The 12,921-nt window shown below is 37.5% G+C and carries 17 protein-coding genes; 8 read left to right on the top strand and 9 right to left on the bottom strand.

Annotated features, from left to right (window positions below; genetic code table 11):
• The first annotated feature begins 36 nt into the window (after positions 1-36).
• Positions 37-768 carry a sporulation protein YunB gene (gene yunB, locus AC2CGR_RS19885; protein WP_098224954.1) on the top strand — a complete coding sequence of 244 codons (732 nt, stop codon included), beginning with the start codon at positions 37-39 and terminating at the stop codon, positions 766-768.
• Between the two features lie 36 nt (positions 769-804).
• On the opposite strand, the gene AC2CGR_RS19880 is transcribed toward yunB, so the two are convergent.
• Positions 805-1,788 (bottom strand): M23 family metallopeptidase, encoded by a 984-nt coding sequence (locus tag AC2CGR_RS19880; protein ID WP_087968581.1) that lies wholly within the window; start codon positions 1,786-1,788, stop codon positions 805-807.
• 189 nt (positions 1,789-1,977) lie between these two features.
• Here AC2CGR_RS19880 and lipA point away from each other — a divergent pair, with 189 nt between their 5' ends.
• Positions 1,978-2,874: a lipoyl synthase gene (lipA, locus tag AC2CGR_RS19875; protein WP_029440566.1), complete on the top strand. Its 897-nt coding sequence runs from the start codon at positions 1,978-1,980 to the stop codon at positions 2,872-2,874.
• Positions 2,875-2,894: 20 nt separating this feature from the next.
• Here the strand turns inward: lipA and AC2CGR_RS19870 are convergent, their stop codons facing one another.
• Complete coding sequence (locus AC2CGR_RS19870) at positions 2,895-3,374, bottom strand: YbaK/EbsC family protein (protein ID WP_131100980.1); 480 nt, start codon at positions 3,372-3,374, stop codon at positions 2,895-2,897.
• 74 nt (positions 3,375-3,448) lie between these two features.
• Positions 3,449-4,003 (bottom strand): histidine phosphatase family protein, encoded by a 555-nt coding sequence (locus AC2CGR_RS19865; protein WP_087968579.1) that lies wholly within the window; start codon positions 4,001-4,003, stop codon positions 3,449-3,451.
• A gap of 284 nt (positions 4,004-4,287) precedes the next feature.
• Here AC2CGR_RS19865 and AC2CGR_RS19860 point away from each other — a divergent pair, with 284 nt between their 5' ends.
• Positions 4,288-4,731: a hypothetical protein gene (locus AC2CGR_RS19860; RefSeq protein WP_484481086.1), complete on the top strand. Its 444-nt coding sequence runs from the start codon at positions 4,288-4,290 to the stop codon at positions 4,729-4,731.
• Between the two features lie 23 nt (positions 4,732-4,754).
• On the opposite strand, the gene AC2CGR_RS19855 is transcribed toward AC2CGR_RS19860, so the two are convergent.
• Positions 4,755-5,570 carry a YhfC family intramembrane metalloprotease gene (locus tag AC2CGR_RS19855; protein WP_131100979.1) on the bottom strand — a complete coding sequence of 272 codons (816 nt, stop codon included), beginning with the start codon at positions 5,568-5,570 and terminating at the stop codon, positions 4,755-4,757.
• Between the two features lie 85 nt (positions 5,571-5,655).
• Between AC2CGR_RS19855 and AC2CGR_RS19850 the strand changes: the two genes are divergently transcribed.
• A complete protein-coding gene (locus AC2CGR_RS19850) occupies positions 5,656-6,387 on the top strand; it encodes a MerR family transcriptional regulator (RefSeq protein WP_087968578.1) in 732 nt (243 codons plus the stop codon).
• 38 nt (positions 6,388-6,425) lie between these two features.
• Here AC2CGR_RS19850 and AC2CGR_RS19845 read toward each other — a convergent pair whose 3' ends face one another.
• Positions 6,426-7,004, bottom strand: coding sequence for a YhcN/YlaJ family sporulation lipoprotein (locus AC2CGR_RS19845; RefSeq protein WP_087968577.1), 579 nt, complete (start codon positions 7,002-7,004; stop codon positions 6,426-6,428).
• A gap of 118 nt (positions 7,005-7,122) precedes the next feature.
• Between AC2CGR_RS19845 and AC2CGR_RS19840 the strand changes: the two genes are divergently transcribed.
• On the top strand, positions 7,123-7,425 hold the full coding sequence (locus tag AC2CGR_RS19840; protein WP_000435943.1) for a YutD family protein: 303 nt from the start codon (positions 7,123-7,125) through the stop codon (positions 7,423-7,425).
• Between the two features lie 40 nt (positions 7,426-7,465).
• On the opposite strand, the gene AC2CGR_RS19835 is transcribed toward AC2CGR_RS19840, so the two are convergent.
• From AC2CGR_RS19835 to glpX, 3 genes are all read right to left on the bottom strand, one after another.
• Positions 7,466-7,963, bottom strand: coding sequence for a cytoplasmic protein (locus AC2CGR_RS19835; RefSeq protein WP_087968576.1), 498 nt, complete (start codon positions 7,961-7,963; stop codon positions 7,466-7,468).
• Between the two features lie 369 nt (positions 7,964-8,332).
• On the bottom strand, positions 8,333-8,599 hold the full coding sequence (locus tag AC2CGR_RS19830; protein ID WP_000392610.1) for a DUF3055 domain-containing protein: 267 nt from the start codon (positions 8,597-8,599) through the stop codon (positions 8,333-8,335).
• A 17-nt stretch (positions 8,600-8,616) separates the two neighbouring features.
• A complete protein-coding gene (gene glpX / locus AC2CGR_RS19825) occupies positions 8,617-9,588 on the bottom strand; it encodes a class II fructose-bisphosphatase (RefSeq protein WP_000439090.1) in 972 nt (323 codons plus the stop codon).
• A 147-nt stretch (positions 9,589-9,735) separates the two neighbouring features.
• Between glpX and AC2CGR_RS19820 the strand changes: the two genes are divergently transcribed.
• The 3 genes from AC2CGR_RS19820 to AC2CGR_RS19810 all read left to right on the top strand — a co-directional run bounded on the left by AC2CGR_RS19820 (position 9,736) and on the right by AC2CGR_RS19810 (position 11,754).
• A complete protein-coding gene (locus AC2CGR_RS19820; protein ID WP_000274007.1) occupies positions 9,736-10,176 on the top strand; it encodes a DUF86 domain-containing protein in 441 nt (146 codons plus the stop codon).
• Positions 10,177-10,247: 71 nt separating this feature from the next.
• On the top strand, positions 10,248-10,880 hold the full coding sequence (locus AC2CGR_RS19815) for a helix-turn-helix transcriptional regulator (RefSeq protein ID WP_000503352.1): 633 nt from the start codon (positions 10,248-10,250) through the stop codon (positions 10,878-10,880).
• 109 nt (positions 10,881-10,989) lie between these two features.
• Positions 10,990-11,754, top strand: coding sequence for a TIGR01457 family HAD-type hydrolase (locus tag AC2CGR_RS19810; RefSeq protein ID WP_000276467.1), 765 nt, complete (start codon positions 10,990-10,992; stop codon positions 11,752-11,754).
• A 194-nt stretch (positions 11,755-11,948) separates the two neighbouring features.
• Here AC2CGR_RS19810 and AC2CGR_RS19805 read toward each other — a convergent pair whose 3' ends face one another.
• On the bottom strand, positions 11,949-12,530 hold the full coding sequence (locus AC2CGR_RS19805) for an NAD(P)H-dependent oxidoreductase (protein ID WP_016135941.1): 582 nt from the start codon (positions 12,528-12,530) through the stop codon (positions 11,949-11,951).
• Positions 12,531-12,921: the final 391 nt, after the last annotated feature.

The raw sequence follows: 12,921 nt of genomic DNA, 5'->3' as shown, positions 1-12,921 counted from the left end.
TCTTGCATAGAAATGATATAAGAAGGAGGGTTTTTTATGAGTATATTTCGTTCGAAAAATTCGCGGTTTCGAAGGGGGCCTATTTCCTTTCGGCACATACTGCTTATGTCATTTATTCTTTTTGTCATATTACTCGTGCAAGGATTATGGATTGTGAATAGCAGCATTCAGCCGACATTAATGAAATATGGAGAAGTAGAGACACATAAAATGGCGACAGCGGTTATGACGAAGGCGCTAAAAGATAGAATCGATGAAGGATTCGATGTCGATTCATTAATGAAAGTACAAAATGATAAAAACGGGAAAGTATCCACAATTAATTTAAATACGAAGCAAGTAAATGAAATCGTAACGTCAACGACCACATACATAGAAAAATATTTACAGCAAGTAGAACAAGGGAATTTAAAGGGAATAGGTATTTCTGAAAAAAATGGGGCAACGATGGCAGTTCCTTTTGGTCGTGTAACAAATAATGCGCTTCTTGGAAATATAGGACCAGATATTCCAATTGATTTCACGACGATTGGTCATGTGAATACGGATATTAAACAAAAAATTGAACCGCACGGGATCAATACGACAGCGATTCAAATTATTATGGAAATGGAAGTCACGTTGCAAGTGGTTATTCCATTTCATACGAAAGAAATAAAAGTAAAACAAGATGTTCCGATTGCGACGCGCATTGTTCAAGGGGAAGTGCCTACTTATTACGGAAGCGGAAGTGTTGTTGTACCTGATAAAAAGAAAACGGATAGTTAGATGTATACAAAAAATAACCGTAGCAATGTGCTACGGTTATCGTTTTGTATTCGCTCGTTCTTTTCGCTCCCAAAGACTTAAATGCATGTATGGATCGAAAGCCCATTCTGTATAACCATTGTCTTTATACATACCGAAATGTAAGTGAGGCGGGAATTTTCCTGCTGTGCCGGGAGGGCCGTAACCGGTGCTACCAACAAATCCGATTACTTTTCCAGGCTCGACAATTTGTCCAAGTTGTATTTCTTTTGAGAACCCGCCTAAGTGAGCGTAATAATGATAATTATTATGAAGGTCACGAATACCGATGCGCCATCCACCAAGGCGGTTCCAGCCTTTTGTTTCAATGATGCCATAGCAAGTGGATCTTACTGGTACGCCATAGCCTGCGAATATATCGGTTCCTTCATGAACCCTTCTTCCCCCAAAACTTCTTCCAGCACCGAAAGTACTACGGTAGCTATGGTCACTGCGAATAGGTAGGGGAAAAGCATTTCCTTCTAAATTAATACGTCCATAATGTTTATAAATTTGGGCGTATTCGGTAATTAAATCAACTGTTTTTGCACGTCTATAATATTCCCAGAGCATGATTTTAATACGTTCTTCTGACGGTCCTTGTTTCTTTAAAATCGTTGCTGCTGTATGCAAAAGATCACGGTCGTTATTTGCATTTGCAAACCCATCTTTGTCACCATCTAAACCTAACCCGCCAAATAGAGCAATTGTGTGGGGGAGCGTGTCGTTAACATTAACAGGTCCAGCCCATATTTCTGGTTTGAAATAAAGGGAAATGATGGCATCTGGTTTTTTCGGAATATCTTTTCTTACGCTCCGTATATTTCTTTCGTATTGATCCATTGCAGCTAAGTAATACCACGGAATGCCTGAAGATTGCTCGGTTTCTTTATATAGTGCCATGCGCTTTTCGTATATGCTTTGCTGATTATCTTCACCGTAAGCGATGTTTTGGTGGAGAAGAAAGCAAATCGAAAGCAAAAGAGAAATTTTTCGAAGCATGAAATAGACTCCTTTCACATCATCACTCTTTTTAGTGTGGGATATACGGAGTATTTCATTATAGGGAACGATTGGAAAAAATCTTAGAATCTTCATTTGAGCAAATCGCTTTCATACGTTAGAATAGATATGTTACATTGAAAGAAGCGAACACGGTAAACTATTTCATATTGTGCGGAGTTGATAACCATGACAAAACAAACAGAATATAAGCGCAAGCCCGAATGGTTGAAAATTAAGTTAAACACGAATGAAAACTATACAGGCTTAAAGAAAATGATGCGTTCTAAGAATCTTCATACAGTTTGTGAAGAAGCAAAATGTCCGAATATTCATGAATGCTGGGCTGTAAGAAAAACAGCAACATTCATGATTTTAGGTGCAGTATGTACACGTGCTTGTCGTTTCTGTGCGGTTAAAACAGGCTTACCAACAGAGCTTGATTTACAAGAGCCAGAACGCGTAGCAGATTCTGTAGTACAAATGGGCTTAAAGCACGTTGTTATAACAGCGGTTGCACGTGATGATTTAAAAGACGGGGGAGCAGCTGTTTTTGCTGAAACAGTACGCGCTGTTCGTCGCAAAAATCCATTTACGTCAATTGAAGTATTACCATCTGATATGGGTGGAGTAGAAGAAAACTTAAAAATGTTAATGGATGCAAAACCAGATATTTTAAACCATAACATTGAAACAGTACGTCGATTATCTGACCGAGTTCGCGCTAGAGCAAAATATGAACGTTCATTAGAGTTTTTACGTCGAGCGAAAGAAATGCAGCCAGATATTCCAACTAAATCGAGCATTATGGTGGGCTTAGGTGAAACGAGAGAAGATTTAATTGAAGCAATGGATGACTTACGTGCAAACAATGTGGATATTTTAACTCTTGGACAATACCTACAACCATCTAAGAAGCATTTACCAGTTCTTAAATATTACCCACCAGCAGAATTTGCAGAGCTGAAAGAAATTGCACTTAGCAAAGGATTTAGCCACTGTGAAGCTGGCCCACTTGTGCGTTCTTCTTACCATGCGGACGAGCAAGTTCGTTCTGCAAAAGAAAACACAGCAGAAGCAAAATAATGAAAAAAGAGAGCTAATGATTAGCTCTCTTTTTGTTTATACTCTAAAACAGTATTTGAACATGTTAATAAAATCTTTTTTAATTCTTCTGTGGATAATTCAATTGTAAATTCAGGTACACCAGGTGTAATTAAAATTTTATCATACGTATAAATAGCGCTATCCACAATAATTGTTACATGTTGTGAATAACCGAAAGGAGCTACACATCCCGGTGTACAACCAGTCTCTTCCCTTAGTTCATCAGGTGAACAGAGAGATAAGCGTTCTCCCGTTATTTCTTTCATTTCTTCCCGGTTTAACCGAGTTCCTTCTAACGTAAAAAATACGTAATAATCCCCAGACTTTGATTTTAAAAGTAAGCTTTTACTTGGAGTGCCTTGTAAGCCAAGCCTTTCACGCACGATCCGATCTGTCTCATAATCGAGTACAGGTTCGTGTTCAAACTTTTCATAAGAAACATTTGTTTTATGTAGTAAAGCAAGTACATCTTCGTACATATGGAGTGATACCCCTTTCTATTATTAGTACAGTTTCTTCTCGTGGCGTCAACTGAATGTGTTGGAAAGAGATATTACTTGGACGGTGCTTTCCATAATCGTTTTAGGCTACATTGTTCATCGATTGTAATTTCGTACATATCAGGATTCGTTAAAGCTTTCCATTCATGAAAGCCGATTGTATGATCAAAGTGCTTTAAAATGAGTGTCAGTAAGTTCCCATGTGTAACGAGTAATATTGTAGTATGGCTTAATTTTAAAACGTCTTCGATAAGCGATATAGCACGGTCTGTTGCTTGTTTTGTTGACTCTCCGCCTGAAAAGGCAATATCTATATTTATAAAAGTCGATTCTAGTTTTTGCATCCAATCGTCCATTGGAACGTTGCTTAATATGCGTTCAGTTAGTCGTTCATCTTCTTGGATAGACAAGTTAGCTTGGCGTGCATAGGGCCGAATAGAATCGATAGCTCGTACAAATGGGCTTGAAATAATATGATCTATTTGTAGTTGGTTTTCTAAGAGGAATGTAGCAAGGGTGTTTGCTTGTTCTTTTCCATCGGTCGTTAATTTGGCATCACGTTCTTGGCCAGTTGCTGAACAATGTCGTATGACAATAATTTTCTTCATAATTCATCCCCATCTTTCAAGTTGACGATATATACTTCGACAAATGCGAAAAAAATTCCTTTTTATCCCGCTTTAATGGGCAGTAAGATCCCCATCTCAAAATTCAGCGCAAGCAAAGAAGTTAGGTGGGGGATCAACTGCCCATAAAAGTCCGATTGGTTCAACTAATAATCAGTGGGGGATGAAGAAAACCCCCACTGATTAAAGTTTCACTTTATTGGAAACGGCATATTGATTTATATATGTGGAAAAGTAATGTGGATAATGAAAATTGAGGTGCAATGATGAAAAAAATGATATGTATTATATTCAGTCTTTGTTTTTTTATACACTTGTCCACAACATATGCAGAATCCAATCAAAAGTTAGATTATCCAAGTAATCGGAATAAGTCATTTGTGAGTGAGGATGTTTTTTATACACAGTTAGAGAAGAAAATCTATAAAGAATACAATAATGCAGCGTATAGTGTTCGGAAAAAGATTTTATTTAAAGAAGTGCCTGACGAAGAATTTTCTTTTTTACAAAAAACAGCCGCGGGTTGTCGGAGTGAAGTAGTGCTTCAAGAGTCTTTTATTCACCCTGATCGTCAAGTGTACTTTTTTGCTTCTTTTACTCAAAATGAGGTAGAAGAGTTTCATAAGTACATCGTTATAGATGCAGAAACAAAGAAGGAGCTGCAAAGCGGCAAAAGTTATCATCACTATGATAATCCATATAAAAAATAACCCACCAATTGGTGGGTTATTTTTTATTCCGGCACACTCATTAATTTCTCTTTCATTTTACGAATAAGAATGATAGCACCGATTGTGAAGAGAAGGGTAATTCCTTCTGCAACAAAGATGTTAATTGTTTTCGTTTGATAAAGTGCCGCGAAGAAGTCTACAAGTGCGTGGAATAGTATAGCGTATACAAGGAAGATATACTTCTTCTGTTTTACTGCGTATAAAACAAGCATTGTAAAGGCAATTTGCAGCACGAGTGCCATAATTCTTTCTAAGCTACCAAGGAAGTATAAGTAGGCAGGTTGCTGGATTAACATGTCTTGTAGGCGGCTTAGTTCTGGCATTTTTTCGACCATTTGAGCGAAGCTACCGTTGTTAATTGAGTTCGCAAATATAAGTGCTTGGAATGCAGAGAATCCGCCAACTAAAATGGATTCAATGCCGCCGTGACCAATTCCGTAAGCGAAGCCATCTTTATATTCTTGGTATTTTTTTAGTAGGAAGAAGAAAGCAACGAAGCGTCCTAATTCTTCAAAAATACCAGCAGTCAGTCCGCCGTAAAGTGCGAAGACAAATGGATTTTCTAAAATTGGAGCGATTGCTGGATTACCGCGCATAAATAGGTGGAATGGTGTTTCGAGAATTTGGGTAAATCCGATAAAGATAAGAACACCAACGCCGACTACTTTCCAATTTATATTATATTTTTTACGGAAATAAACGAGTACAATAATTGGGACCAGAATCGAGACAATGAGTTGAAAGATGATGCTGGCAATTACAGTATTTGAAACCATATTTTCACCGCTTTCTAATATATGTACATATCTATTATGCATGAAATATTTTATAAAGAAAATGAATTTACTTATTGACTCTAACGTTGCGTCATACTTTATCGTATGTATTAAGGGGGAGATACACGTGACAATGAAGGTAAAAGAAGTGGCTAATTTAGTTGGAATTAGTGTGCGCACACTGCATCATTACGATGAAATTGGGTTGTTAACCCCAGATGAGACGACAGAGTCTGGATATCGTCTGTATTCCAATGAAAATTTAGAGACGTTGCAGCAAATTTTATTTTTTAAAGAATTGGGCTTCCCTTTGAAGAAAATTAAAGAAATTATCATGAGTCCGTCATTTGACCGCGAAGAAGCACTACAGCTTCATAAGAAGATGCTTCTTGAAAAGCGGGCTAGGTTAGATAAAGTGATTGCGACGATTGATAAAACAATTCAGCATACAAAAGGAGAGATTGAAATGACGAATAAAGAGAAATTTGAAGGATTCGATTTTAGCCATAATCCGTACGAAGAAGAAGCGCGTGAAAGATGGGGAGACACAGCTGTAGATAAAGCGAATGAATATGCGAAAGGTATGTCAAAGGATAATCAAGAAGAGTTTAATACGATTTACAGAAATTTAGCGGCGCTTAGACACGGTGCACCAGATTCTAAAGAGGCACAAGAAGCAATTGGAGTATGGTACGATTACTTGCAAAACTTCGGTGAATATTCATTAGATGCTTTTAAAGGACTTGGCCAAATGTACGTCGCTGATGAGCGCTTCACGAAAAATATCGATAAGTTTGGTGAAGGGTTAGCGCAGTTTATGTGTGATGCGATGGAAGTTTATGCGGATCGTAAGAAATAGTGAAAAAGTAAAACAGGTGGAGTTTTTCTCCACCTGTTTTACTTTTTAATCATATTATTCAAGGTTTGATTCTCTGTATTGTTCAAATGAGGATTTTTACTCATTTCACGCTTTAGCATATCGAGGCTTTGCGTATATTCTGTATCATTTAATGCGCCAGATTGAAGCCCTTGAATTTGAGAAATCAACTTTTGGTCTGTTGATACATATGCTTTATAATAGCGAGGGACGATGGACAAAGCAGCTCTATATACTTGATCCGCTACGAGTTTCGGATCCGTTGTGTTTGCACGGTATACAACAAATACTTCATCATCGGTAACGAGCGTAGCGGCGTTTGTAACGTCAGGAAGTTTCACTGTCATACTTGTAATCATTTCAGCGACTTTCTCACGGTTAATGGCTCCTACTTGTTTGTTAGATACTTCATGCTTTTGTTTAGATGAATAGCCGACTCTCGTTAATCGTGTATTTGTATTTTCCGTATGATACATGTCGTTTTTGTTGGAAACAAGAACACGACTTCCTTCTTCACGTTCCATTTCGGCTTTGTTCGTTGATTGACAGCCTGCAAATAAGGAAAGAGTGAGGAGAGAGAGTATAATTTGTTTTTTCACGATGTATCACCTCCTTCTCCATAGCATGCACTAATTTTCAATTTTTTGTATTTGAAATTGTTGGTTGGTATGCTTTGTGATACGATAAAAAGAAGAATGCTTAGAGAGGAAGTTAATGATGGAGCAAAAGCAAGAGATTCATGCTACGGTGAGCATTAATAATGTTCAGTACGAAGTAATTAAAAACTTTCGTGACGGTTTTAGTGAAGAAGCATTTAAAGAGCGCTATGCAGAAATTTTAAATAAATATGATTACATCGTTGGGGACTGGGGTTATGAGCAACTTAGATTGCGCGGATTCTTTGATGATAGTAACCAGCGTGCGACATATGATACGAAAATTAGTACGTTAACGGAGTATTTATACGAGTACTGTAACTTCGGTTGTGCACACTTCGTATTACGAAAAGTGAAGAAATAAAAAAATCCTCTTACAATTGTAAGAGGATTTTTTTACTTGCTCACAAACAAATTGAAATAGAATCGCCTTCAGAAAGTATTGCGTTTGGTTTCATTTGTTGTCCGTTCAATTGAATATCCCCATTTTTAATTTTATCCACAATGCGTGTACGGCTCCAGTCGGAAATATATGTGGATAAGGCTTTATCGATTCGGTGTGAACCGAAAACGATATCTAGTACGATCGTGATTTCGGCTATGCCGTTTTCTTTATGTTGTGTAATGGAAATGGTAGTAGTTGTTTCTATTTGATCTTGCTGGGTCATGTCGACCGTTTCAACATGATCAGTAAATGCTTTATAAATACGAAGTTTTTGGTTCCACGTATGATCTTTCGGGCATTTATAAATAGCAAAGCGGTATATGTTTTTTCCGTTGGCGTTATGCCTACGAATATTCGTGTCAGTAAATAGGGTAGTGCGTCTGCAATTTTTACAATATTTTTCGATTGTGTTTTGCTGATTTTCATATAAACTCCAAGAAAGTTGTACTTTCTGCATTTTTCTTCACCTCTTATAGTAGTGGCAAAGAAACGTAATACAGCTATTTGGATGTCTTGTAGTATGAAGACATGGGAAAAAGACAAAAATAAAAGGAGGTTCCCTTAGGAACCTCCGTAAACATCATACTACAGATGCGTTACGTTCCTTTGTAATGGGAATGGGCAGACTACTCCCTTGAAAAAGCACGGTGCTTTTTTGAGAGTAATGCTATCCAATTGCTGGTCCATTACAAAGTAGTTGTTGGCATACGTAGATAACGTCCTTTCTATCCAAATAGATTTATTCTTCATTATAACATAGAAGATTGAAAATTCAAAACTCTTGTGATGAAAAAACACCAGCTAAATAGCTGGTGTTTGAGATGAATTATATAAGTTCAAATAAAAATGAGCGTAGTTCTTCTGCAATTTCTTCAGTCATAGAAAATGCGTGCTCTAAGTAGCCTGGTTCGTTTAAATCGTCAGTGCCGATGATTGCAAATTTATTGCGCTGCATATCAAGGACAATTGTTTTACCGTAATGACGATCGGAGTATAATAGCGCTAAATCATGACGCTCATTTTCTCCCATAAAGCTAACGAAACGAGTTTTTGTAGCGACAGTGTCGTCGTACAGAAAGAAACGTTCTTCCATACACATGGCTCCTTTTATTAAATATCTAAGTTTAAGTGTGGCTTATGATCTAAATGGTGATGCGTTTTAATGAATCGTACTGTTCTTGTTTTGTAACGCATTACGATAGAGTATGTTTCAGCTAAATCGCCGCCTAGGAATTTCACGCCGTCTAATAACTCACCAGCAGATACACCTGTTGCTGAGAAGATTGCATCATCACCAGATACTAAATCGTCTAACATAAGAAGTTGACGAGGATCTTCTAATCCCATTTCACGACAACGAGCTTCTTCTTCTTCGTTCATTGGAACTAAGCGAGCTTGCATTTCACCTTCAAGGCATTTTAATGCTGCTGCAGAAATAACGCCTTCTGGAGCTCCGCCAATACCTACGAATAAATCAATACCAGTTCCAGGTAGTGCTGTTGCGATTGACGCACCAACATCACCGTCACCAAATAATTTTACGCGTGCACCTTTTGCACGAACACGATCAATAATATCTTGATGACGTTCACGTTCTTGAACGATAACTGTTAGATCGCGAATCTTTTTATTGTTAGCTTCCGCTACAATTTCAATTGTTTTTTCAATTGGATCATCTAAGCTAATTTTACCAGCTGCTTTTGGACCAACCGCGATTTTTTCCATGTACATATCAGGAGCATGAAGAAGGTTTCCTTTATCTGCGATTGCGATAACTGCCATTGCATTTGCAAGACCTTTTGCAACGATGTTTGTACCTTCTAATGGGTCAACGGCGATATCTACTTCTGGACCGTTACCTGTTCCTAGTTCTTCACCAATATATAACATCGGTGCTTCATCAAGTTCTCCTTCACCAATTACAACTGTACCTGCCATGTTTACTGAATCGAACATATCACGCATTGCTGTAGTTGCTGCATCATCTGCTTCGTTTTTCTTTCCGCGGCCCATCCACTGTGCGGATGCTAATGCTGCTGCTTCTGTTACACGGACAATTTCTAGTGCGAGTTCACGTTCCAAGATTCCATTCCTCCAATTTCAAAAATCATACAAATATAACTATAACAAATAACGGAGAAAAGGTGAATTCGAAAAATTGTCGATTTTTTCAGAAGAAAGCGTTACAATTAAAATGTAAATGCTTTAATTTCCAGGTAGGTGACATTCATGTATTTTGTAGACAGAAAGAAAATAGAACAAATGCTAGTATGTTTAGAACGAGCAACAAGTACATTTCAAGAGAAAAAGATATATGAAACCGAGTTTGAATTTTACGCATTAGAGCGCATAGCCCATCTTATTATTGATTCTGTATTAGATGTAGGGAATGCGATGATTGATGGATTTATTATGCGCGACCCAGGAAGCTATGAAGATATTATTGATATTTTAATGGACGAGCGAGTGATAAGTGCAGAAGATGGACAAGGAATGAAAGAAATTATCCTTCTTCGAAAAATGCTTACTCAAGATTATATTCAAATGAATCATGATGAATTATATAAGACGATTCAAAAACATATTGCAGTGGTAGAAAAATACCCAGCAAATATTCGCAGTTATTTAGAGAAGGAATTAGGACCTGTATCTGCATTTGTACCAGAATAATTATGCTTATAAGATCCCCAGAGAATGCCTTTTGGGGGTCTTATATTGTATGTGAGGGAGAAGGGTGAAGCATGGGGGAAGCACGTACGACGAAAGATGAAATTGTACAGTTGTTGAAAGTAAAGGGAGAGCACACAGTAGCGGAACTAGCTGAAATTTTAGAGATTACAGAAATGGCAATTCGAAGACATTTAAGTAATCTTGAGAAAGATGGTTTCATCTATTCCAAGATGGTAAGGCAACATGTCGGAAGACCAACTTATTTGTATGGATTAAGCGAAAAGGGAGAAGATACATTCCCGAAAGAGTATAAACAATTTGCGATTGATATGCTAGAAGATTTAGCTCGAATGGGCGATGAAAAAATACTGCGTTACGTTTTAAAAGAGAGAACGAAGCGAATGGAAGAACAGTTGCAAAAGAGAGTGAGTAATCAAAAGAATTTAGCATATAAAGTGCAAGAAATAGCAGCTATGCAAGAGAAAAATGGTTATATGGTTCAAATTAAGAGAGACGGAGAGAACTCTTTCGTAATTGAAAAACAAAACTGTCCATTAAAGGAAATCGCTGAGAGATTCCCGCAAGTATGTGAAGATGAAAAAGAGATGTATAATCGTTTATTTGCGAACGCAGATGTGAAAACGCTAGCAAACATGTGCGAAGGCGATTGTAGTTGTTCTTACCAAATAAAAGAGAAAAAATGAACGTTATGGGGCGCTTTAAGGTAAAGCGTTTTTTTCTTTTGGGAAAGCGGGTAATATAAGAGTGGTATGATAAGGTGAGAACGTTAGCATAGAAGGAGAGACATAATCGATGTATAAAGGTTACTTAATTGACTTAGACGGTACAATGTATCGCGGAGAAGAACAAATTGAAGAAGCGAGCGACTTCGTAAAAGCATTAGGGGAGCGCGGCATTCCATATTTATTCGTTACGAATAATTCAACACGTAAACCAGAGCAGGTAGCAGAAAAACTTGTTCGTTTCGATATTCCAGCGAAAGCAGAGCAAGTATTCACAACGAGTATGGCAACAGCAAACTTTATTTATGAACGTAAACAAGACGCAACTGTATATATGATTGGTGAAGAAGGCTTACATGATGCGCTTGTGGAAAAAGGATTTGAACTTGTGGATGAAAATCCTGATTTCGTTGTTGTTGGTTTAGATCGTGACATCACATATGAAAAATTAGCAAAAGCTTGTCTTGCTGTACGTAACGGCGCAACGTTTATTTCTACAAATGGAGACATTGCCATTCCGACTGAGCGCGGGTTACTACCAGGTAACGGTTCATTAACATCAGTTGTAGCAGTATCAACAGGTGTGGATCCAATCTTTATCGGGAAACCAGAATCAATCATTATGGAACAAGCTTTAAAAGTGCTTGGCATAGAAAAGAATGAAGCCTTAATGGTTGGGGATAACTACGATACAGACATTTTAGCAGGAATAAATGCTGGCATGCATACGCTTCTTGTGCACACTGGAGTAACAACTGTGGAGAAGTTAACAGAATATGAAGTACAACCAACGCAAGTTGTGCATAACTTGACGGAGTGGATTGAGAAGATGTAATGAAAAAAAGCTGTTCCAAACTTTGGAGCAGCTTTTTTTTTATTCCTGCTATTTGCAAGCAGCCCGATTGATGTGGGCTAATAATCAGTTGTAACTAGTGTCGATTTTTGTCGGTAAGTCGATATATTAAAAAAATCGCCGATATAATCTAAGTTGCGCTGATATATTTAAAAAAATCGCTGATATAACTGCATTTAAAACGCACGATTCACAACATCTTTAACTTCTTCAAGATATTGTTTACGCACATTATCATCCACAGAAGGAACACTTGTATAGAATGTATGCTCAATTGTTTCAATGCCTGTAAATTCAAATATACCAACATCCGCTGTTTTCTTCATTGCGTCAAACATACCGCCTGCTGTGTATGCTTCTTTCGTATTGCCCATTGTAGATAATAATAAGCCTTTTTTACCGCTTAATAACTTTTCAATACCATTTTCACCGTAAGCATAAGCAAAGCCGTGGCTAAATACACGGTCAACGTATCCTTTTAAAATAGCAGGAAGTCCCGCCCACCAAACTGGGTAAATGAATGTAATGCTATCAGCCCAAGAGATATGCTCTTGCTCTTCTTTAATATCTTCTGGTGTGTTTCCTTGAGAAAATGAGATGAAATCGGAAGCGCCTAATACTGGGTTGAAGTTTAATTCGTATAGATCGCGAACGCGTACTTCATGACCTTTTTCTTCTAATTCACTTTTTACCGTTTCTAAAATCGCGTGGTTGAAGCTTTCTGTATTCGGGTGTGCATAAACGATTACATGTTTCATTGTTCTTCCTCCTATTTGTGGATATGTGAATGGTTTCTCTGTAACCATTATTGTTACTTCTTTTGCGAAAGTCAAGTAATACATATGTATAAAAAGACGCCTCAAATCGTCTTTCTACACCCCGCTCATACAAAGAACAAAGAAAACAAATAAAATGATGACAATACCAATGCCGAAGTTAAATACGAGAGTACTATCCATATTATGTAACCTCCTTGTTTGAAAGTAAAAAGCACTCTAGTCAAGAGTGCTTTTTTATTTTGAGTCCATTTCACAACTTTTAGAAAAGGATTCGTGCATGTAAAGAGTTATAGTATTTTATGTGTTTATGCTTTGAAATGAGTAAGTCCTTGTGAGGTATAGAAAAAAAGACACTCTTTCGAGTGTCTTT

The sequence above is a fragment of the Bacillus sp. LSHTCR4 genome (genome assembly GCF_057197025.1).
The sequence above is the reverse complement of the archived record's forward strand: the minus strand, read 5'-3'. Positions and strand labels throughout refer to the sequence as shown.